Raw genomic sequence first — 19,203 nt, 5'->3', positions numbered from 1 at the left:
GACCCGGGACCCGAGGAGGACAGGTGGACGAGCACACCCGCGGCGCAGGGCACGTACAGCGCATCGGCAAGTCACGCCTGTTCGTCGAGCCGCCCGTACGTTTCCTCGGCCGGTTCGTCATCCGCTCGGACACGCGACTGGGCGCTTTTTGCGAGTTCGGCCGCGAGGTCGAGGTCCAGGCCGCGACGATCGGCCGCTACTGCGAGGTCGGCCCCGGCAGCCTCCTCGGGGCGACCGGCCATCCGACGACGTGGCTCAGCGTCTCCTCGTTCCAGTACAAGAAGGCGACGTGGGGCTGGCATCCGTCGGCCGACACCAGTGACGTCATCGACCCCGAGGCGGGCGGCCGCCAGTCCTTCCGGAGCGTCGCCGGCAACTTGGCGACGATCGGCAACGACGTGTGGATCGGCGCCAACGTCGTGGTGCTCCGCGGCGTCACGATCGGCGATGGCGCGATCATCGCCGCGAACGCCGTCGTGACCAAGGACATTCCGCCCTATTCGATCGCCGGCGGGGTCCCGGCCAAGGTGATCCGGCCCCGCGTGACGGACGACCTCCGCGACGAGCTGCAGGCGCTGGCGTGGTGGCGGTTCTCGCCCAACCAGCTCAGCGGCGTCCCCTACGACGATCCGGCCGAGGCGGTCCGCCAGCTGCGCAAGAAGGTCGACGAGGGCCTCGAGGCGTACGACCCCGGATTCGTCGAGATCACCAAGCCCGTCCCGCCACGACCCCGGCGTCGCTGGTACCGCCGCTGAGCTCAGGTCTGCACGCGCGATGAGTCGCCGACCAGCACGTCGAGATACAGCTGGGCGTGCGCCGCAGCCACTCGCTGGCGCTGCTCGATCCGCTCGTCCACCGTGATGGCCTCGATGGGCGACTGGTCGTACGCCCGACGGACCGCATCGATCAGCGACTCCTCGTCGAAGCCGTTGTCGTCCATCGTGAACCCGAACACCGGTGTGTCGTTGCCGAAGAACCTGCCGGTCGGCGCCACGACTGCCGTGCCGACGTCGCGGCAGGCCTCGATCCAGCTGGTGTGGGGACCGAAGCGGTAGGGCAGGACCGACGCGTCGAGCCCGCCGAGGTAGTCCCACATCTGCGCGTCGCTGAAGAACTCACGGACCCGCACGCGGACCCGGTGCTGCGCGCGCTCGACCTCTGAGGCGAGATCCACCTGGAAGTGTCCACCAGCGGGACCGAGGACGTCGGGGTGGGCGTCGATCTGGAGTATCGCACCCGGGATGGAGCGCACGGCTCGGACCAACGCGGGCAACAGCGTGAACGGGCGCTCGCCGGCACGGGGCTTCGAGACCCGCAAGCCGACCGTGAACGGCCGGTCGCGGTGGAGCGGTGTCTGCCGGCGGTGCCGCATGCGCACCATCGCCGTGAGGTCGACGACGTGCGGGTGCGGGAGGACCGTGGCATGCCGCCCCCAGCGCTCCTCGATCTCCGCAGCGGCGCCGTTCGTCAAGGCGATCAGCGCGTCGGCCGCCGGGACCAGGACGTCGAGCCGGGCATCATGCAGCTCGCGCTCGGAGTCGCGCGTGCTGCGCAGCTCGTGGACCGTGTGGACGAACGGCTTGCCCGCCCCACGGAGCGTGTCGACCAGCTCCTGGAGGTGGGCCGGCTCGATGCTGTCGAACCCGAAGTGCACGTGGAACACGTCGAAGTCCCCATGATGCTGACGCACCCAGGCTGGCTCGAGCATCACCGGTGGCCACCACCGCGTCAGGGTCACCCGACTGGGATTGGACGGATCGGGGTCGGCGAGCCGGATGACCCGCGGCAGGTCCCGCAGCTCACGCACCGGGGACAGGTGCCGCACGTATGGATGTGCGGCGGGGACGGAAGCCACCTTGATGCGGCCCCTACGATGCCAGCGGGCGCGGCTCGACCGTTCGGGTCGGGCGGAGCGCGCGGTCGGCATCGTGGCCCTCTTCCATCGTGCGAAGTCTGGGGTGGCGACCTGCTGCACCACCCACGCACTACCCAGAATGCGCCCCGCCATTCCCTTAAACCAGCCCCTGCGCATGGCCCTCCGGGATCCGGGTAGCAATCACGCGTGGCCTACAAGCAGAGGGAGAAATAACGATGGAACATTCCGCTGAGGGGACAGGCAGTCGCCCTTTGGGGCTGGTGACCGGCGCCTCCAGTGGCATCGGCGAGGAGCTCGCTCGCGAGATGGTGCAGAACGGATTCGACCTGATCGTGGTGGCCGAGGACGAGGGCATTCTCGACATCGCTGCCGAGCTCAGTGACCTCGGCGACGTCCGCCCGGTGCGTGCTGACCTGGCGACCCGCGCTGGAAACGACTTGGTCGTCGACATGCTCACGCAGGAGAACCGTCCCGTCACCGCTGCGGCGATCAACGCCGGCATCGGGGTCCACGGACGCCTCATCGACACCCCACTCGACGACCATCTCCGGCTGATCGCGCTCAACATCGTGTCGACGGTCCACCTCGGCCAGTGGATCGCGAAGGACATGGTGACGCGCGGCGAGGGCCGCATCCTGTTCACGTCGTCGGTGGCGTCGCAGATGCCGGGCCCGTTCTACACGACGTACGCCGCCTCGAAGTCGTTCGTCCAGTCCTTCGCCCTGGGGCTCCGCGAGGAGCTCAAGGACACCGGGGTCACGGTGACCTCGCTCATGCCGGGCCCGACCGCCACCGAGTTCTTCGACCGGGCCGGCATGGACGGCACCAAGGTTGCGGAAGGACCCAAGGACGATCCGGCCGACGTCGCCAAAGCCGGGTTCGCTGCGATGATGGCCGGCGACGACCACGTGGTCCCCGGCAGCTGGCGCAACCGGCTGCAGACGGCTGCCGCCGGGGTGCTCCCCGACGCGATGGCCGCCAAGGTCCACCGGTCCATGACCGAACCACCAGACTCCGGCGCGTAGAGTCGGAGGACACCACAGTGAGAGGCCAGGTATGTCCGAGACCGACGACCAGCGAGCTCTCTCGAAGTTCGCGACCGTCCTGGCCTCCCTCAACCGAGAGGAGTCCTTGACCGCCCGGCTGTGCGAGGCAGGTCGGCGGATGCTCGACGCCGACGGCGCGTCGATGACCCTGGACTACACCGGCAACGGTCGCCTGTTGGTGCACGCGACCGACGAGCTGTCCGCCAAGCTCGACGACCTACAGGACGTCGTCGGCGAAGGCCCCTCGTTCGAGGCCGCGATCACCGGCGAGGTCGTGGTCGCCCGACTCGGCGACGGCGACGAGGACCGCTGGGCCCTGTTCTCCGACCGCCTGGACTCCCTGGGATTCGTCGGCACCCTGGTCGCGGTGCCGCTGCGTGCCGACCTCTCCGTGCTGGGCGTCCTGTCGCTGCATCGTCGCGGGCCGGACCAGGACGAGGACCTCGTGTCCGCCCGCTTCCTCGGAGCGACGGTCGGCACGGCCCTTCTGCAGGATCCCCGTGTCGGCAGGCCCGACCAGGTCTCGAAGGAGGCCTGGGCCACCCGTTCGCAGATCCACCAGGCGACCGGCATGATCGTCGCGCAAGTCGGCGTACGCACGGAGGACGCGATGGCGCTGCTGCGCGGTCATGCCTTCGCGCGCAACACGACGCTGCTCGACGTCGCTCGCGACATCATCGAGCGACGCGTCAACTTCCGCGACTTCACGATCGAGGGGGACTAGCCATGGAAGCGTCCCGCGCGGCCGACGCCCTCGCCAGGGCGTCCGCAGCCCTGGTCGGCGAGACCGACATCGCCGGATTCCTCGCGAACCTGCTCGACAGCAGCGCCGACGTGTTGAGCGTCGATGCCGGCGGCATCCTCATCGAGGACGATGACGGCCTCGACCTGCTGGCGGCCTCGAGCCATACCGCCGTCGAGCTCGAGCTGCACCAGGCCCAGCTGGATGAAGGCCCCTGCGTGGAAGCCCACCAATCGGGTCGCACCGTCAACGCCCACGGCTCTGACCTCGCGATCCGCTGGCCTCAGTTCGGCCGGACGATGCTGGGGACCGGGTTCTCCTCGGTCCTCGCCTCACCCCTGCGGTGGCATGGCGCCCCGCTCGGCGCCATGGGGTTGTTCCGTCGCTCGGACGAGCAGTTCACGTCCGACGAGGAGACCGTGGCCCAGGCCTTCGCCGACCTCGCCACGCTGCTGATCGTCCAGACCGAAAAGGTCGATCTCGACACGGTCAAACGGCGCGTCCAGGAGCTGCTGACCGAGCGCATCGTCATCGAGCAGGCGAAGGGTGTCCTCGCTGAGCACCACGACGTGGACATGGCCGAGGCCTATCAGCTGTTGCTGCGCCGCGCCGCCCAGGACGGCGGGAAGCTCCGGGCGGCCGCTCAAGAAGTGGTCGACGAGGCTCAACGCCTCACCTGACGAGCTCGACCAGCACGCCGCGATCCTCGAACGAGCGGTGCTCCGCCAGCCGGAGGCCGAGCTCAGGGTGGTCCGCGAGGTGGTCGCTGACCGAGGCGACCTGCTCGATGCTGCCGAGCTGGAGGATCGCCGATCCGCCCTCGGCGAGGTGTCCGCCGATGATCGCGATGCACGTACGTACGAGGTCGAGGCCGTCGGATCCACCGTCGATCGCATGCACCGGGTCATCGGCGTGGTCGTCCGTGTCGTCGCTACGGACCCACGGCGGATCGGCGATGATCAACGCGAACTGTTCCTCCCCGGCGATCAGGTCCTCCATGCGACCGCACCGGATGTCGACGGGGCACGCGAGGCCTGCACGCTCCACGTTGGCGGCAGCGTGGTCACAGGCGACCTGCGACGAGTCCACCAGCACCAGTGGACGCGACTGGCCGACCATCGCGAGCAGGCCGATGTGCCCGACCCCCGCGCACAGCTCGAGCACGGGACCGTCGGGTGCCGTGCGCAGGAGTGCCGACGCCCAGGCCGACTGCGCCGTGGTCCACCGCCGGGGTCGCAGCACCCGGTCGTCGTACTGGATCGAGAGGGATCCGAACTCGATCAGCTCGGTGCGTACCTGGTCGATGTCCACCGTCACGCTGACTCCTTCGTCATGGCCGCAGCGCACACGGCCAAGACCGACTACCCCCAGAGCGAATTCCCAAACCGGCTCACTTCTCCTTGAGCTCGCGGGCCGGCACCACGACCCACGCGACGATGACGAACAGCGCGATCATGGCGGCGACGAGCCAGGCGATCCACGGCTTTGTCACGACGTCGAGGATGAGCCACACCGCGCCGATGTTGGCCAGCGCCAGCGTGCCGAGTCCCCAGCGGGAGACCTGGTGTGCGGCTTCCACGAGCCAGGGGCGCGCGTGCCGGTGGAACAACGCACGATGCAGGGCGACGGGCGTCATCAGCAGGAACGTCGCGGCCACGGCCACGCACAGCACGACGGCGTACACGGCCTGCCGCGACGCCGCGAGGTCCTCGAAACGCGGGGTGAACGGCAACGTCAGCAGGAAGCCCGTCAGGATTTGCACGCCGGTCTGGGCGACCCGGAGCTCCTGCAAGAGCTCCTGCCAGTTGCGGTCGAGCTTGGCCTGCCTCGAGGACTCGGCCACCTCAGTGGTTGCGGAGGGCCTTGACCAGCTCCGTCTTGTTCTTGCCCGAGTAGTTCTTCAGCCCCAGCTCCTTGGCCTTCTTCTTCAGGTCGGTCACCTTCCAGTCCTCGTACGATCCGGACTTGCCGCCCTTGCGGCCGACCGACGACTCGGACCTGCCCTTCTGCCTGGTCGCGTTCGAGATGCGCGCGGCCTTCTCCTTCGAGGCGCCATCCTCGCGGAGCTCCTCATACATGTCGGGGTTCTTGAGGCTCGAATTCTTCTTGCCTGGCATGGCTTCTCCTTCCTTCGTGAATCAGAAGACGGCTTTGCCGCCCGTGACGCCCAGCACCGTGCCGGACACATAGCTCGCGTCGCGCTCAGAGGCGAGGAACACGAAGGCCGGCGCGACCTCGGCCGGCTGGCCGGCGCGACCCAGCGGGGTGTCCTCGCCGAACTTCTCGATCTTCTCGACCGGCTGGGTCGCGGGCTGCAACGGCGTCCAGATCGGACCCGGAGCCACCGCGTTGACCCGGATGCCCTTGGGCCCGAGCTGCGCCGCGAGGTTGACCGTGGCGTTGTTGATGGCGGCCTTGGTCGCGGCGTAGTCGAGCAGCGTGCTCGAGGGGTCGTAGGCCTGTATCGAGGAGTTGTTGATGATCGCCGAGCCGGGTTCGAGGTGTGGGACGGCGGCGCGCGTCAGCCAGAACAGCGCGTAGAGGTTGGTCGTGAACACCTGATCCATCCGCTCGTCCGTGATCTCCTCGATGCCCTCCTCACGCGCCATCTGGAAGCCGGCGTTGTTGACCAGGATGTCCAGCCCGCCGAGCTGACCGACGGTTTCGGCCACGACCCGGTCACAGGTCACCCGGTCCCGCAGGTCTGCCTCGATCGCGGCGTACGCGTGGCCGGCCTGCTCGAGCAGCGCGGACGTCTCGTCAGCGTCGGCCTTCTCCTCCGGCAGGTAGGTGAACGCGACGTCGGCCCCCTCACGGGCATATGCGATCGCGACCGCGCGGCCGATGCCGGAGTCGCCGCCGGTGATCAGCGCCTTGCGGCCCTCGAGCCGGCCGCTGCCACGGTAGGAGTCCTCTCCATGGTCCGGGACCGGCTGCATGTCGTTCGTCAGACCGGGAGGATCCTGCTGCTGGGGTGGGAATGCCTGGGATTCGTCGTCATGGCTCATGCGGAGAACGTGCCCACTGGACAGACGCATAAACGTGAATGACTGGCGTACGGGGATCAAGCGCGATTCACTTAAGCATGCGATCCATCTGGAAGGGCGCCATCAGCTTCGGTCTGGTCAACGTGCCCGTCAAGGTCTACAGCGCCACGGAGAGCCACGACGTCTCGCTGCACCAGGTCCACAACAAGGACGGCGGCCGGATCCGCTACCAACGCAAGTGCGAGGTGTGCAACAAGGTCGTCGCCTACGAGGACATCGACAAGGCGTACGACGACGGCGAGAAGACCGTCGTGCTCACCGACGAGGACTTCGCCTCACTGCCGGCTGAGCGGAGCCACGAGATCGAGGTCGTCGAGTTCGTCCCCGCCGACCAGGTCGACGTGCTGCGCCTCGACAAGGCGTACTTCCTCGAGCCCGAGGAGCGGGCCCTCAAGCCCTACACGCTCCTGCGACGTGCCCTCGAGGACTCCGACCGTACGGCCATCGTGCAGTTCGCGCTGCGGCAGAAGACCCGGCTCGCGGCGTTGCGCGTCCGCGACAACGTGCTGGTCCTGCAGACCATGCTGTGGGACGACGAGGTCCGCAAGCCGGAGTTCGACGTGCTGGACTCGACCCCGCGCATCAGCCAGAAGGAACGTGACATGGCTGCGCAGCTCGTCGACTCGCTGTCGGAGGACTTCGACCCCTCGGCGTTCACCGACGACTACCAGGAGCAGCTCCGCACCCTGATCGACGCCAAGATCGAGCAGGGCGCCTCACTCGACACCGAGGCGACGTTCGGCAAGCCGGAGGAAGAGGAGAGCGCCGACGTCGTCGACCTGATGGAGGCGCTCAAGCGCAGCGTCGACCGCAAGAACGCCAGCAAGAAGCCGGCCAAGAAGAGCACGACCAAGAAGAAGACGGCCGCGAAGAAGAAGGCGGGCTAGTTCGCGACGGCCTGGTCGCTCGTCAGCTGCGGGGTGTCGAAGCTGGCCTCCGGTGAGTTGCGGTGCTCCACGACCCATTCGGCGACATAGCGCAGCTTGACGTTGTGCGCCTGTGACTGGCGCCGCAGGAAGTCGAACGCGCGATCGGCGTCGATGTCGAACCGCTCCATGAGGATGCCCTGCGCCTGGCCGATGAGCTTGCGGGCGTCGATCGCAACCTGCAGGCCCTCCTCGTTGTGCGCGTTGGCCAGGGCGACGGCCGCATGGCGGACGAAGATCGTCGCGACCGCGACATCGTCCTCGTCGAAGGCGTCGACGCGGTCGGCGTAGAGGTTGAGCGAGCCGTAGCGCCGCGTCCGGGTCTCGAGCCTGACGCTCAGGACACTGCGAATGCCCAGCTCCGCGACAGAGGGCCCCCACTTGAGCCAGCGGGGATCGTTGCCGACATCGCGCGACTGGTAGATCGCCTCGCCCTCGATCGCGTCCAGGCAGGGGCCTTCGTCGTGCACGATCTGCAGGTTGTGCGACTCGCCGACCCGCTGGGACGTTGCCGCCGCCGTCTCGATCTGGTTGCGGGCGTGGACCAGCATGATGCCGGCGTCGTCACAGCTCGTCGCTATCCGGGCATAGTCGGCGATGCGCTCGATCGTGCGCTCTGCAGTGGGCTCATCGTGCAGATCAAGCGCCATCTGCGAGAAGAAGGTCGAGCTGTCCACAAGGGATCTCCTTACCGGGGGACCATTCAAGAGAAACACACCCTTACTGGGAAATATATAGGGCTGAGGGTCACGTGTTTGCTCCTGTATGTGCTGGGTACGTCCGCCGCAGCAAACAGGATGCACCAATCGGCGGCAGCCCTGCTGCCCCTCGACTCGGGAAGGGGTGCCCGATGGCGAATGCTCCGGGCTCCACCGGAACCACCGTCACTCTCTTCGGCGACAGCGACCCGCTCGACCATGCGCTGGGCACGCAGCTCGAGCAACGTGGCTGCCGGACGCACTTCGTCTCGGTGCCGACCGGGTGGCTCCGCTCGGCGACCCACGCCGTCATGCGACTCGACACCGCAGCGGGCGCTGAGGCACTCGAGGAGCTGTCCCGAACCCCGCAGCCTGCGTCCCACGTCATCGCGGTCTGTCCCGAGCCGGCCGACTCGTCCGTGTCCGACCGGGTCCGCGACATGTGTCGCGCCTGCGGGATGCACCACGACGTCTCCCTGATCTGGCATCCCCCGCTCGATGTCGAGGCCCCAACCTCTGAGGGCGCCTTCACCGGCAGCGCCGCGACCAACGCCCTGGCAGCGCAGGTCGTCGACGAGATGATGCGGACGACAGCCGGTCAACCATCGTTCGCGACGCGGCCGTTCCTGGCCGAATCGGGGCCTCACTGAGCTTCGACCTCCAGGGCGTTGTCGTCGAACATGCCGACGGTCGCGCGTACGTCCCACAGCGCAGCGGGTGCGTCGAGAGTCTCGACCGCGATCGTCGGTGCGCGGTCGGACTCGATCGACGAGACGATGACGTTGTGGTGGAGGGCGAACTCATGGAGCAGGTCGCGCAGGATGTGGTGGCCGCTCAGCCGGAAGGTCAGGGTGATGCGCCGCAAGAATGGCCCCTCGGGTCAGCAAAGTGGAGCGGCTGCTGCTGAACCGGTGACGGCACTCTATCCAAGGCAGACAAGACGGCGGCCACCGGCTCGGTGACCACCGTCCTTGACTCGCTAGGCCGCGTCGACGGCCAGCGCCGACTCCCGCAGACGCGCCAAGAGCTTGGCAAGCCTGCGCGAGATCTGCATCTGGCTGACCCCCACGATCTCGGCGATCTCCTGCTGGGTCTTGTCCTCCACGAACCTCAGTCGGAGGAGCAGGCGCTCCTCGTCGTCAAGGTCACGGCAGAGTGGCTCGATCGTCACCCAGTCGTCGATGAAGTCGTAGTCGGACGTCTCGCCGGCGATGGTCTCGCCCAGCGGCCGGCCGCTCTCGCGTACGGGCTGGTCGAGCGACGTCGGCGAGAAGCAGCTGCGTGCCGCCATCGCCTCGCGGACCTCATTGACGCCGGCATCGATCTCGTCGGCGATCTTCTCGATGTCGGGCTGCCGGGAGTCGGACTGAAGACATCTCTCGGTCGCGCTCGAGATGTCGGCCTGCATCTGCTGGATCCTGCGCGGTGGACGGATGCCCCAGCAGTAGTCCCGGAAGTACTTCTTGATCTCGCCGAGGATCGTGACCGTGGCGAACGGAACGAATTCCCCACGCTCGTGGTCAAATCCCCGGATGGCCTTCACCAGGGCGAAACAAGCCACCTGGGCCAGGTCGTCACGGTCGGCTCCGCGACCGGAATAGCGTGCTGCGAGGTGGTGCGCGAGACCGAGGTGGCGACGAACCACCTCGTCCTCGAGGAGCGCCCGTTCGGCGTCGCTTGCATGGCGTGCAGCTTCGATCAGATCGTGCGTGTCATCGTGCTGCGTCAATACGGGAGCAGTGTTCACGGGAAAACCCCCAAGGGTCTCGATCCGTCAACCGGCTTCTGCTCAACCGGCCCTTCAACCATGGCACTGTGGAGCCTGAAGCGCAAGGTCTGCTGGCCGCGAGTGACTAGTCGATATGGTTCTTTCGAACCATCTCGGCGTCTCGGAGCGTCTCCACCGCGCGTTTCGCCCGGGTCCGCCCGGGTACGAGCCGGAGATGAAAGGAGGCCAGATGGCGCGCCAGAGCGACACCCAGACCGTGTCGGTCGCCGGACACCGTCTCCGCCTCACAAATCCGGACAAGATCATCTACCCGTCGACGGGCACGACCAAGGCCGAGGTCATCGCCTACTACATGGAGATCGCGCCATATCTGCTGCCGCATCTCGCCGACCGGATCGTGACGCGCAAGCGGTGGGTCGACGGAGTCGGCACCGCCGACAAGCCGGGGGAGGTGTTCTTCGAGAAGAACCTCCCGTCGTCCGCACCGGACTGGATCCGACGGGTCGAGATCCAGCACAGCGACCACGTCAACACCTATCCGGTGTTCGACAGCGCCGCGGCACTCGCGTGGGCCGGCCAGGTGGGCGCGCTCGAGCTGCACGTTCCGCAGTGGAAGGTCGGCAGCCGCGGCGCCAAGCACAACCCGGACCACCTGGTGCTCGACCTCGATCCCGGACCCGGCGCCGGCCTGCCGGAGTGCGTCGAGGTCGCCAAGCGTGCCCGAGCCCTGTTGCGTGACCTCGACCTCGAGGCATACCCCGTGACGAGCGGCAGCAAGGGCATCCACCTGTATGCCGGGCTGGACGGCAAGCACGACGCGGACTACGTCAACCAGTTCGCCAAGCAGTTCGCCCAGGCGCTGGAGTCCGAGCTGCCGGACCTCGTCGTCAGCTCGATGAAGAAGAGCCTGCGCGGCGGCAAGGTCCTGGTCGACTGGAGCCAGAACAACGCCAACAAGACCACGATCGCGCCGTACTCGCTGCGCGGGAAGCTCGAGCCGTACGTCGCGGTGCCGCGCACGTGGCGCGAGCTCAACGGCGACCTGCAGCACCTCACGATGGACGAGGTGCTCCAGCGCATGAAGCGGCGCAAGGACCCCATGGCCGATCTTGCCGGGCCCAAGCCGGCGAGTGACAAGCTGGCGACCTACCGGTCGAAGCGCGACGCCAAGAAGACCCCCGAGCCCGTGCCCGACGCGATGCCGGGGGGCGGGGACGGCACTTCGACAGGCTCAGCACAGGCCAAGTCATTCGTGATCCAGGAGCACCACGCCAGCAGCCTGCACTGGGACTTCCGCCTCGAGCACGACGGGGTGCTGGTCTCGTGGGCGCTGCCCAAGGGCGTGCCGACCGATCCCAAGAAGAACCACCTCGCGGTCCAGACCGAGGACCACCCGTTGGAGTACGGCACGTTCGAAGGCACGATCCCCAAGCGTGAGTACGGTGGCGGCGAGGTCACGATCTGGGACACCGGGACGTACGAGCTCGAGAAGTGGCGCGACGGCAAGGAGGTCATCGCGACGCTGACCGGGCGCAAGGGCGGCGGCCTCGGCGGACCCCGCAAGTTCGCGCTCATCAAGACCGGCAAGAACTGGCTGATCCACCTGATGGACCTCCCGGCCAAGCCGCGCGCCAAGAAGGCCGCGCCGCGTTCGATGAAGAAGGGCTTCGTCGCGCCGATGCTGGCCAAGCTCGGGGAAGCCAGCGACATCCGCGACCCCGACGAGTGGGCGTTCGAGATGAAGTGGGACGGCATCCGCGCCGTGGCGGTGATCGACGGCAAGGACGTCGGGCTGTTCACGCGCAACGAGAACGACGTCACCGCCGGCTACCCCGAGGTCGTCAACGCGCTCGCCGAGCTCGGCCTCGACGACACCGTCCTGGACGGCGAGATCGTCGCCCTCAATGCCGCTGGTGTCCCCGACTTCGGCCGGCTGCAGCAGCGCATGGGACTGACCAAGGAGGCCGACGTCGAGGCCGCGCGGCGGGACGTGCCGGTCAAGTACCTCGTGTTCGACCTCATGCGGTCCGGTGGCGACCCGCTGGTCGACAAGACGTACGTCGAACGCCGCAAGGCGCTGCGCCGCCTCAAGATCGCGGCCGATGTCATCGAGGTCCCCAAGGCGTTCGACGGCTCGCTCGCCGAGGCCGTCGAGTCGAGCAAGACCCTCGGCCTCGAAGGTGTGCTCGCCAAGCGGCTGGACAGCCGCTATCTCGGCGGCAAGCGGGCGACGGCCTGGACCAAGGTCAAGCACCAGCGCATGCAGGAGGTCGTCGTCGCCGGCTGGCGCGGCGGCCAGGGTGCGCGCAGCGGCAAGATCGGGGCGCTGCTGCTCGGCATCCCCACCGATGAGGGACTCCGCTATGTCGGCAAGGTCGGCACCGGGTTCGACGAGCGTACGCTGGCCGATCTCCAACAGCGGCTGTCGAAGCTCGCCCGCAAGACCAGCCCGCTCGCCGAGACCCCCCGCGACATCGCCCGCGACGCCCACTGGGTGACCCCTCGCCTCGTCGGCGAGGTGTCGTTCGCGGAGTGGACGTCCGGTGGTCACCTGCGTCAGCCGAGCTGGCGCGGCATACGTACCGACAAGAAGCCGCAGGAGGTCGCCTTGGAGTGAGGCTGCGACCCGACACGACACCATCACGACACAAGGAGAAATCCATGCCGTTCAAGAAGAAGAAGAACTTCCGCACCAAGCTCGAAGCCCGCCTGGATGACCTGGCGAGCCAGACCGAGGAGCTCCGTCAGCAGGTCGTCGAACGGGCGCCGGTGGTGCGCGACCAGCTGGTCGACATGCTGCCCGACAAGGACCAGCTGCGTGACCTCCGCGACGACCTGTTCGAGCGACTCCCGGACAGTGCCGCAGAGAAGGTGCCCGACAAGGTCAAGCCGAAGAAGCGCTCGAAGTTCAAGCGAGTCGCCTTCCTCGGCGTGTTGACCGGAGCGGGCGCGGCAGCGTTCGCCGCGGTCAAGGGGCGCGCCAACACCCCGCCTCCGCCGGAGCCGTTCCCGGCACCACCGACGCCGGCGGCTCCCGCCGATGCGGCACCTTCCGAGCCCGCGAAGAAGGCCCCTGTGAAGAAGGCCTGAACGTCACGAATCCCCGGGCGAGCGGCCCGGGGATTCGTGCGTTCGCGGGCGAATATCGTCCGGTCCAGGGGGTATGCGGTCTGAACCACTCATGCTCTGGAGGACCTCCCATGACAACTGACATCGACCCGGCTTGGTCCACCTCCGAGCTGAGCGCCATACGCGAGGGCCTGCAGCTGGCCGCCGACCGGCTCCGCGCCGAGATCGCCATCCTGGACTCGGCGTCGGCACACGCCGTCGCCGCGTCGACCCTCGAGGTGCTGCACGACGAGATCGATGTCGCGGCACACCAGGCCGAGCTCATGCAGGATGCCGTCCAGATCGAGAATGCGACGGCGATCCTCCAGCAGACGGAGCATGTTCTCGCGCGGCTCGATAGCGGGCTGTACGGCATCTGCGAGAAGTGCTCCGCGTCGATCGGGCGGGCCCGGCTCGAGGCGTTCCCCCGCGCCACCCTTTGCATGACCTGTGTCTGACCCCGACGGATCGCCGGGAGGAATCCTGCGACCGGCCGGTTGGCAGCCTCCCGCTAGGCTCGCTGCGTGACGGATCAGAAGAAGAAGCAGCTGCCGGTCTGGCAGGAGTCGATCCTTCTGGTCGCCACCGCCATGGTCATGGCAGTCATCGTCAAGACGTTCTTTCTCCAGGCGTTCTACATCCCCTCGGAGTCGATGGAGCCGACGATGCTCGTCAACGACAAGATCCTCGTGCAGAAGGTCTCGTACTGGGGCGGTGACGTGAAGCGCGGCGACATCGTCGTGTTCGACGATCCGGGCGGCTGGCTGAGCGCCGAGGACTCCAAGCACGCGTCCAACCCGATCCAGAAGGCCCTGGAGACCGTGGGCCTCTACCCGACCGGCGGTCACCTGATCAAGCGGGTCATCGGGGTCGGCGGCGACACGATCGCCTGCTGCACCGACGGCAAGCTGACCGTCAACGGCAAGGAGATCACCGAGCCGTACCTCCTCGACGAGACCGCCACGAAGGACAAGTCGTTCCACGTCAAGGTGCCCAAGGGGCACCTCTGGGTCATGGGCGACAACCGCGGCAACTCCAGCGACTCCCGCGCTCACATGGGCGATCCGGGCGGCGGCTTCATCTCGGACGACAGCGTCGTGGGCAAGGCCTGGCTGCGCGTATGGCCGCTGGGACGCGCCGGTTTCATCCACAAGCCCGACACGTTCGACGCCAACCTCGACCCCTGAGGCTGATCAGCCCACCAACGACAGAAGTCCCGTCCGAGCCACAGGCTCCGGCGGGACTTCTTCGTGTGGCACCACCACGGGACCTAGTTTTCGCCCGATCCGGGTGAGTGACCCCGGCAAATTGGCAGGCACTATGGCGTTGGCGACCGGCCAGAGGAGGCAGCATGATCCAGGTGATCTCGAACATGCCCGTTGGAACCATCGGCCTGCGGGCCAGCGGCAAGATCAGCGACGAGGACTACCGCGACGTGCTTGTGCCCACGATCAACGCTGCGATGGAGCAGGGCAAGGTGCGGTTGCTGTACGTGCTCGAGGACGAGGCCGGCTACAAGCCAGGCGCCGTGTGGGCCGACACGAAGATGTGGTTCAAGAACCTCAAGGGATGGGAGCGCGTCGCCATTGTCTCCGACGCCGACTGGCTCGAGAACGCCGTCAAGGCGTTCGGCTGGTTGATGCCCGGAGAGGTGAAGGTCTTCGAGTCCGACGACGTCCGGGACGCGAAGCAGTGGTTGGTCGGGCTCGAAGATGACTGATCCCGTCCGACCCCGTGTCTCGGTCGACGCCGGCCGCCTCTGGGGCGGCGGTGTAGCGACAGGCCTCGTCGCGGCCATCGTGGCGGTGGTCGGCGTCCTGGTCTGCTCGATCGCCGACGTACGTCTGGTGCGGCCGGCCTTGCTGCTCGACTTTTTCCACACATTTGCGGGTGACTATGCTCTGACCGCTTTCGTGCTGACACTCGTCGCGACTGGGGTCGCGCACCTCATGGCCCTGGTGACGCCTCGGCCGCGGATGTTCTTCTCCTGGATCGTTGGCCTGGTCACGGTGGCGGGCGCCGCGGTTCCGTTCGCGGTGGGCGAAAGCACCGAGAGCCAGGTCGCCACTGCTTGCATCAACCTGGCATTGGGGGTGTGCGTGCTGTCCCTGCTCGGGGGCGTGATGGCACGGACGGTGGTACTGAGGCGCTGGTGACCGGCGCCCCTCTTCACCCGGTGAAGGTGAGCCATGTCCTGGCCGTGGCGACGAAGGTGCTCACATGGGCCGCGGAGTACTGCACCGTCAGACAGGACGAAGGGCGAGACCGTCATGACATCGAAGAGTGAATTCCCGGACGAAGAGTGGGCGCGCGTCATCCGCGCCCCCCTCGTGGCAGGCATGGCGATCATGATCGCCGACCCAGGCGGCCCCATCGAGGCCACCAAGGAGACGATGGCCTCGATCAAGACCGCGACGACCCCCCCGACCCGAGAGCAGCTCGTGACCGAGGTGGCGCTCGACGTGCAGGCCGAGGTCCAGGCGAAGCGCAATCCGCTGAAGAATTTCAAGCCAACCGGCACTCCCAGCCCGGGAGACCAGGTGCTGGCCGAGCTCACAGCCGTGCAGGAGATCGTCGCCGCACGGGCAACGGACGAAGAGGCTGCGGCATTCGGTCGCTGGCTCGTCGCTGCGGCACAGGCGGCGGCCGACGCAGCGAAAGAAGGCGGGTTCATGGGCATCGGCGCCCAGCAAGTCAGCGAACGTGAGCAGGAGATGCTCGAGCGGGTACGTGGCGCCGTTTCAGCCTGACGCACGGGGTCAAAGCCGGGCATTCGGGGTAGTTCGGAAGGGGTTGACTCGGTGCCAGTTCGGGTCGCGCCGGAGGGAGCCATGCCATGAGCGAGAGCGTTCTCGTGCTGCACACCGGCGGGACCATCGGGATGGTCGAGACCCCCGATGGTCGCGCCCCGGAAGCAGGGGCGCTGGCGCCGTACCTCGACTGGATCGTGGAGAACTCACGGGGTGAGCTGCCTCCAATCGCGTTTCTGGAGCTCGAGCCGCCGATCGACTCCGCCAACGCGACTCCCGAGGACTGGTGCGCGATCGCGCGGATCCTCTACGAGCACCGGGCCGACCACCCTGGCTTTGTCGTCCTGCACGGGACCGACACGATGGCCTACACGTCCTCGGCGCTCTCGTTTCTACTGCCGTCCTTCGGCAAGCCGGTCGTCGTGACCGGCTCGCAGATCCCGATCACCCGCACCCGCAGCGACGGACGACAGAACCTCATCGGGGCCCTCCAAGTCGCGGCGGGGTCCGAGGTGCCCGAAGTCACGTTGCTTTTCGGGGAGGTCCTGCTCAGAGGCAACCGGGCCACGAAGGTCGACGCCTCGGGCCTCGATGCGTTCGACTCGCCGCGGTTTCCTCCACTCGCCGAGGTCGGCATCGACGTCGTCGTGAACGAGGCCCTCGTCCGTTCCCCCGAGGGGGTCCCGGGACTGAGCGTCGGAGAGCTCGGGCGGGTCGCAGCGATGCGCCTGTTTCCCGGATTCTCCGCGTCCATCCTCGCGAACCTGTGCCGACCCCCGCTACAGGGCCTTGTCATCGAGGCCTACGGGGCCGGGAACGGCCCGTCGGAAGACCGGGAGTTCCTCGCAGCCATCGAGGCCGCCACCGACCAGGGCATCGTGGTGGTCGTCGTCACCCAATGTCTCAGGGGGTCGGTGCAGCCGGGCGCCTACGCGTCGGGAATGGCGCTGTTGCGGGCAGGCGCCGTGCCGGGCTTCGACATGACCACGGAGGCCGCCCTGACCAAGCTCGCAGTCCTGCTGGGTCAGGGCCTCGACACCGCAACGGTCGTCGAGACGATGCAGCGCGATGTCGCGGGGGAGCTCATCCCCAACGGGTGACGTTAACCTTCGGGCGCAACGCGGACGTCGGATGAAAGGTCGAAGCGTCTCTCACGCTTTCAGGCCCGGAACGTCGCCAGCCGACTCGACGGTCCGGTTGCGTTGCACCTGGGCGAGGACCTCGGGCTCCAGTCCAGCTAGGTAGAAACGCCCCCCTTGAGCGGCGATGCGGGCTGCGTAGTCGGACAGCACAGCGTACGACGTGGCGCCGAGCAAGGCCCGACCACTGCTCTAGGCGCAGGCCTCCCCTGCCGCGGATGAGCCGCTCACGTGCCCGCTTCACACGGGAGCGCAGAGGCCCATGTCGGCGCATTGATGTCCCGGCGTGGCGGGTCGCCCCTCTCGGGTGATGAGCGTTTCGCACCGGTCCGGCAGAGTCGAGAGCCAGATGTCTCGAGCACGGACTGGGAGCGGACGATGTCGGCCGGTGGCAGCCAGGAGACTCGAGATGCGAGAAGGGCGCGGCAGTGACAGAGGCGAGCTTCGCGGTCCTCATGCTCGTGGTTCTCACATGGGCGGTGGTGTCGCACTTGCTGGCCGGGGTCAACATCACCGGAGCGCTCGTCTTCCTCATCGCCGGTTACGTGTTGGGCAACCCGTCGTGGGGGCCTCTCGCCGTCGATGTCGATGCTCCGTCGGTCCACCTGCTGGCTGAGCTGACGCTGGCTCTGTTGCTGTTCTCGGATGCGTCGCGGGTGAACGTCGCTCAGCTCAGGAAGGACCTCTACTTCCCCGCGCGGCTCCTCGGGCTGGGACTTCCGCTGTCGATCATCCTCGGCACGCTCGCTGCGGCATGGATGTTCGACGACTTCTCGTGGGCACTAGCCGGATTCGTCGGTGCCACCCTGGCTCCCACGGATGCGGCCCTCAGTGCCCAGGTGGTCAACGATGAGCGGATCCCCATGCGGTTGCGCCGTGCCCTCAATGTGGAGAGCGGGCTGAACGACGGCATCGCCACCCCCATCGTCGTGTTCATGCTCGCGGTGATCGCGAGCGAGCTCGGACTTGGGAGTCACGGACACGACGGCGCTGGAGGTGCGCTGCTCGAGCTCGGTCTCGGCGTCGTCGTCGGCCTCGCGGTCGGGCTGGGCAGCGCCGTACTCATCACGTTCGGCTCGAGGCGCCGATGGATCGTGGCCGGCGGCCGGCGGCTGGCGGCGCTTGCCGCCGCCCTCGCAAGCTTCGCGCTCGCGGTGGCTGTCGACGGCAACGGGTTCATTGCGGCGTTCGTCGCCGGCATCGCCTTCGGCGCCCGACTGCCGGCGGACGTCGTCGGCGTGGAGGAGGTGGGAGAGCTGCCGGAGCTGATGGGCGAGCTGTTGGCGCTCGGCGTGTGGTTCCTCTTCGGCGCCGCGCTGGTGCCGCTGGCCCTTGACCACCTCTCTGTGGTGACACTTGTCTACGCCCTGCTCAGCCTGACCGTGATCCGGATGGTCCCCGTCGCACTGTCGCTGGTAGGCATGGGCCTGGACAGACCCACCGTTCTGTTCGTGGGCTGGTTCGGACCGAGGGGTCTTGCGTCGGTCGTGTTCGCGCTCCTTGCAGTCGAGGAGCTCGGCGAGTCGTCATTGGTCGCGCAGGCCGTCGGCGTGGTCGCCCTGACCGTGCTGCTCAGCGTGGTCCTCCATGGGGTCTCGGCGGGGCCCCTCGGTAGTCGTTACGTACGGGAAGAAGGACAGGTGAACTCGGCCGACGTCCCGAGGTCCCGGCGGGCCGGACACCGCCATCGCGCGGATGGGACATGAACTCGTTCGGGGGTGATCCCAGCGAGTCAGCGATACCTGCTCGTGGACAGCCTCGGTCGTCCGATCCGCCCGGAGGCGTACTCCGACCGGTTCCGGGACCTCTGCCACGACGCAGGGGTGGCGAAGATCCGGATGCACGACGTACGCCACACCATCGCGACCATGATGCACCGGGCAGGGCAGGCACCCGCAGCGGCCCGGTAGTCCGTTCGGGAGTGCAGTTCGTGAGAGATCTGTGAGAGAAGACCCCCTGCGCAGGTCACAGACCTGCACTTGGCGCGCCCGAAGGGATTCGAACCCCTAACCTTCTGATCCGTAGTCAGATGCTCTATCCGTTGAGCTACGGGCGCATGCCCCGAAGGGCCTCGCTGAGTCTAGCGTGGCCCTTCGCCGAGAGAAAATCTGGCCACTTCTTCTGACTCCCCACGCGAGCGGC

General features: G+C 67.6%; 24 protein-coding genes and 1 tRNA gene. 16 read left to right on the top strand and 9 right to left on the bottom strand.

Annotated elements, in window-relative coordinates:
- Window positions 1-23: 23 nt before the first annotated feature.
- Complete coding sequence (locus AC1DVU_RS05395) at window positions 24-755, top strand: CatB-related O-acetyltransferase (protein WP_476921390.1); 732 nt, start codon at window positions 24-26, stop codon at window positions 753-755.
- Window positions 756-757: 2 nt separating this feature from the next.
- Here AC1DVU_RS05395 and AC1DVU_RS05390 read toward each other — a convergent pair whose 3' ends face one another.
- Entirely contained in the window at window positions 758-1,855 is a 1,098-nt protein-coding gene (locus AC1DVU_RS05390; protein ID WP_476921389.1) for a glycosyltransferase family protein, read from the bottom strand.
- 236 nt (window positions 1,856-2,091) lie between these two features.
- Here AC1DVU_RS05390 and AC1DVU_RS05385 point away from each other — a divergent pair, with 236 nt between their 5' ends.
- From AC1DVU_RS05385 to AC1DVU_RS05375, 3 genes are read left to right on the top strand one after another with little or no spacing between them, the layout of a single operon-like run.
- Window positions 2,092-2,901 (top strand): SDR family NAD(P)-dependent oxidoreductase, encoded by an 810-nt coding sequence (locus AC1DVU_RS05385; RefSeq protein WP_476921388.1) that lies wholly within the window; start codon window positions 2,092-2,094, stop codon window positions 2,899-2,901.
- 31 nt (window positions 2,902-2,932) lie between these two features.
- On the top strand, window positions 2,933-3,646 hold the full coding sequence (locus AC1DVU_RS05380; protein WP_476921387.1) for a GAF and ANTAR domain-containing protein: 714 nt from the start codon (window positions 2,933-2,935) through the stop codon (window positions 3,644-3,646).
- Between the two features lie 2 nt (window positions 3,647-3,648).
- Window positions 3,649-4,344: a GAF and ANTAR domain-containing protein gene (locus AC1DVU_RS05375; protein WP_476921386.1), complete on the top strand. Its 696-nt coding sequence runs from the start codon at window positions 3,649-3,651 to the stop codon at window positions 4,342-4,344.
- On the opposite strand, the gene AC1DVU_RS05370 is transcribed toward AC1DVU_RS05375, so the two are convergent.
- From AC1DVU_RS05370 to AC1DVU_RS05355, 4 genes are all read right to left on the bottom strand, one after another.
- Window positions 4,337-4,981 carry a methyltransferase gene (locus AC1DVU_RS05370; RefSeq protein ID WP_476921385.1) on the bottom strand — a complete coding sequence of 215 codons (645 nt, stop codon included), beginning with the start codon at window positions 4,979-4,981 and terminating at the stop codon, window positions 4,337-4,339. The genes AC1DVU_RS05375 and AC1DVU_RS05370 overlap by 8 nt on opposite strands.
- 73 nt (window positions 4,982-5,054) lie before the next feature.
- Window positions 5,055-5,507, bottom strand: a complete 453-nt coding sequence (locus AC1DVU_RS05365; RefSeq protein ID WP_476921384.1) for a DUF6328 family protein — start codon at window positions 5,505-5,507, stop codon at window positions 5,055-5,057.
- A 1-nt stretch (window position 5,508) separates the two neighbouring features.
- The gene (locus AC1DVU_RS05360; protein ID WP_476921383.1) at window positions 5,509-5,781 is read right to left on the bottom strand and encodes a DUF7218 family protein; all 273 of its coding nucleotides are present in this window, start codon (window positions 5,779-5,781) and stop codon (window positions 5,509-5,511) included.
- 21 nt (window positions 5,782-5,802) lie between these two features.
- Window positions 5,803-6,672 carry an SDR family oxidoreductase gene (locus tag AC1DVU_RS05355; protein WP_476921382.1) on the bottom strand — a complete coding sequence of 290 codons (870 nt, stop codon included), beginning with the start codon at window positions 6,670-6,672 and terminating at the stop codon, window positions 5,803-5,805.
- A 77-nt stretch (window positions 6,673-6,749) separates the two neighbouring features.
- Here AC1DVU_RS05355 and ku point away from each other — a divergent pair, with 77 nt between their 5' ends.
- A complete protein-coding gene (gene ku / locus AC1DVU_RS05350; RefSeq protein ID WP_476921381.1) occupies window positions 6,750-7,598 on the top strand; it encodes a non-homologous end joining protein Ku in 849 nt (282 codons plus the stop codon).
- Here the strand turns inward: ku and AC1DVU_RS05345 are convergent.
- Window positions 7,595-8,314: a GAF and ANTAR domain-containing protein gene (locus tag AC1DVU_RS05345; RefSeq protein ID WP_476921380.1), complete on the bottom strand. Its 720-nt coding sequence runs from the start codon at window positions 8,312-8,314 to the stop codon at window positions 7,595-7,597. The genes ku and AC1DVU_RS05345 overlap by 4 nt on opposite strands.
- A gap of 173 nt (window positions 8,315-8,487) precedes the next feature.
- Here AC1DVU_RS05345 and AC1DVU_RS05340 point away from each other — a divergent pair, with 173 nt between their 5' ends.
- Window positions 8,488-8,985, top strand: coding sequence for a hypothetical protein (locus tag AC1DVU_RS05340; RefSeq protein WP_476921379.1), 498 nt, complete (start codon window positions 8,488-8,490; stop codon window positions 8,983-8,985).
- On the opposite strand, the gene AC1DVU_RS05335 is transcribed toward AC1DVU_RS05340, so the two are convergent.
- Both AC1DVU_RS05335 and AC1DVU_RS05330 read right to left on the bottom strand, forming a co-directional pair.
- Window positions 8,979-9,200: a hypothetical protein gene (locus AC1DVU_RS05335; protein WP_476921378.1), complete on the bottom strand. Its 222-nt coding sequence runs from the start codon at window positions 9,198-9,200 to the stop codon at window positions 8,979-8,981. The genes AC1DVU_RS05340 and AC1DVU_RS05335 overlap by 7 nt on opposite strands.
- A gap of 114 nt (window positions 9,201-9,314) precedes the next feature.
- Window positions 9,315-10,082 carry a sigma-70 family RNA polymerase sigma factor gene (locus AC1DVU_RS05330; protein WP_476921377.1) on the bottom strand — a complete coding sequence of 256 codons (768 nt, stop codon included), beginning with the start codon at window positions 10,080-10,082 and terminating at the stop codon, window positions 9,315-9,317.
- A gap of 211 nt (window positions 10,083-10,293) precedes the next feature.
- On the opposite strand from AC1DVU_RS05330, the gene AC1DVU_RS05325 reads away from it, so the two are divergent.
- From AC1DVU_RS05325 to AC1DVU_RS05280, 10 genes are all read left to right on the top strand, one after another.
- Window positions 10,294-12,681, top strand: a complete 2,388-nt coding sequence (locus tag AC1DVU_RS05325; RefSeq protein WP_476921376.1) for an ATP-dependent DNA ligase — start codon at window positions 10,294-10,296, stop codon at window positions 12,679-12,681.
- Between the two features lie 44 nt (window positions 12,682-12,725).
- The gene (locus AC1DVU_RS05320) at window positions 12,726-13,154 is read left to right on the top strand and encodes a hypothetical protein (protein WP_476921375.1); all 429 of its coding nucleotides are present in this window, start codon (window positions 12,726-12,728) and stop codon (window positions 13,152-13,154) included.
- Between the two features lie 110 nt (window positions 13,155-13,264).
- Window positions 13,265-13,630, top strand: coding sequence for a TraR/DksA family transcriptional regulator (locus tag AC1DVU_RS05315; protein WP_476921374.1), 366 nt, complete (start codon window positions 13,265-13,267; stop codon window positions 13,628-13,630).
- Between the two features lie 66 nt (window positions 13,631-13,696).
- On the top strand, window positions 13,697-14,359 hold the full coding sequence (gene lepB, locus AC1DVU_RS05310) for a signal peptidase I (protein WP_476921373.1): 663 nt from the start codon (window positions 13,697-13,699) through the stop codon (window positions 14,357-14,359).
- 164 nt (window positions 14,360-14,523) lie between these two features.
- Window positions 14,524-14,892: a SpoIIAA family protein gene (locus tag AC1DVU_RS05305; protein ID WP_476921372.1), complete on the top strand. Its 369-nt coding sequence runs from the start codon at window positions 14,524-14,526 to the stop codon at window positions 14,890-14,892.
- Window positions 14,885-15,328, top strand: a complete 444-nt coding sequence (locus tag AC1DVU_RS05300; protein WP_476921371.1) for a DUF6069 family protein — start codon at window positions 14,885-14,887, stop codon at window positions 15,326-15,328. Before AC1DVU_RS05305 ends, AC1DVU_RS05300 begins: the two co-directional genes overlap by 8 nt.
- A gap of 114 nt (window positions 15,329-15,442) precedes the next feature.
- On the top strand, window positions 15,443-15,922 hold the full coding sequence (locus AC1DVU_RS05295) for a hypothetical protein (protein WP_476921370.1): 480 nt from the start codon (window positions 15,443-15,445) through the stop codon (window positions 15,920-15,922).
- An 86-nt stretch (window positions 15,923-16,008) separates the two neighbouring features.
- Complete coding sequence (locus AC1DVU_RS05290) at window positions 16,009-17,022, top strand: asparaginase (RefSeq protein ID WP_476921369.1); 1,014 nt, start codon at window positions 16,009-16,011, stop codon at window positions 17,020-17,022.
- 467 nt (window positions 17,023-17,489) lie between these two features.
- The gene (locus AC1DVU_RS05285; RefSeq protein WP_476921368.1) at window positions 17,490-18,767 is read left to right on the top strand and encodes a cation:proton antiporter domain-containing protein; all 1,278 of its coding nucleotides are present in this window, start codon (window positions 17,490-17,492) and stop codon (window positions 18,765-18,767) included.
- Between the two features lie 12 nt (window positions 18,768-18,779).
- Window positions 18,780-18,971, top strand: a complete 192-nt coding sequence (locus AC1DVU_RS05280) for a tyrosine-type recombinase/integrase (protein ID WP_476921367.1) — start codon at window positions 18,780-18,782, stop codon at window positions 18,969-18,971.
- A gap of 70 nt (window positions 18,972-19,041) precedes the next feature.
- Here AC1DVU_RS05280 and AC1DVU_RS05275 read toward each other — a convergent pair.
- A tRNA-Arg gene (locus AC1DVU_RS05275) sits at window positions 19,042-19,117 on the bottom strand.
- Window positions 19,118-19,203: the final 86 nt, after the last annotated feature.

This window comes from Aeromicrobium sp. P2_G6, assembly GCF_056403535.1.
The sequence above is the reverse complement of the archived record's forward strand: the minus strand, read 5'-3'. Positions and strand labels throughout refer to the sequence as shown.

What these genes read in the sequence shown, in the direction of transcription:
- AC1DVU_RS05385 (WP_476921388.1), top strand. Translation starts at nt 2,092, where the DNA reads ATGGAACATTCCGCTGAGGGGACAGGCAGTCGCCCTTTGGGGCTGGTG.
- AC1DVU_RS05380 (WP_476921387.1), top strand. Translation starts at nt 2,933, where the DNA reads ATGTCCGAGACCGACGACCAGCGAGCTCTCTCGAAGTTCGCGACCGTC.
- AC1DVU_RS05375 (WP_476921386.1), top strand. Translation starts at nt 3,649, where the DNA reads ATGGAAGCGTCCCGCGCGGCCGACGCCCTCGCCAGGGCGTCCGCAGCC.
- AC1DVU_RS05360 (WP_476921383.1), bottom strand. Translation starts at nt 5,781, where the DNA reads ATGCCAGGCAAGAAGAATTCGAGCCTCAAGAACCCCGACATGTATGAG.
- AC1DVU_RS05355 (WP_476921382.1), bottom strand. Translation starts at nt 6,672, where the DNA reads ATGAGCCATGACGACGAATCCCAGGCATTCCCACCCCAGCAGCAGGAT.
- ku (WP_476921381.1), top strand. Translation starts at nt 6,750, where the DNA reads ATGCGATCCATCTGGAAGGGCGCCATCAGCTTCGGTCTGGTCAACGTG.
- AC1DVU_RS05340 (WP_476921379.1), top strand. Translation starts at nt 8,488, where the DNA reads ATGGCGAATGCTCCGGGCTCCACCGGAACCACCGTCACTCTCTTCGGC.
- AC1DVU_RS05325 (WP_476921376.1), top strand. Translation starts at nt 10,294, where the DNA reads ATGGCGCGCCAGAGCGACACCCAGACCGTGTCGGTCGCCGGACACCGT.
- AC1DVU_RS05320 (WP_476921375.1), top strand. Translation starts at nt 12,726, where the DNA reads ATGCCGTTCAAGAAGAAGAAGAACTTCCGCACCAAGCTCGAAGCCCGC.
- AC1DVU_RS05315 (WP_476921374.1), top strand. Translation starts at nt 13,265, where the DNA reads ATGACAACTGACATCGACCCGGCTTGGTCCACCTCCGAGCTGAGCGCC.
- AC1DVU_RS05305 (WP_476921372.1), top strand. Translation starts at nt 14,524, where the DNA reads ATGATCCAGGTGATCTCGAACATGCCCGTTGGAACCATCGGCCTGCGG.
- AC1DVU_RS05300 (WP_476921371.1), top strand. Translation starts at nt 14,885, where the DNA reads ATGACTGATCCCGTCCGACCCCGTGTCTCGGTCGACGCCGGCCGCCTC.
- AC1DVU_RS05295 (WP_476921370.1), top strand. Translation starts at nt 15,443, where the DNA reads ATGACATCGAAGAGTGAATTCCCGGACGAAGAGTGGGCGCGCGTCATC.
- AC1DVU_RS05290 (WP_476921369.1), top strand. Translation starts at nt 16,009, where the DNA reads ATGAGCGAGAGCGTTCTCGTGCTGCACACCGGCGGGACCATCGGGATG.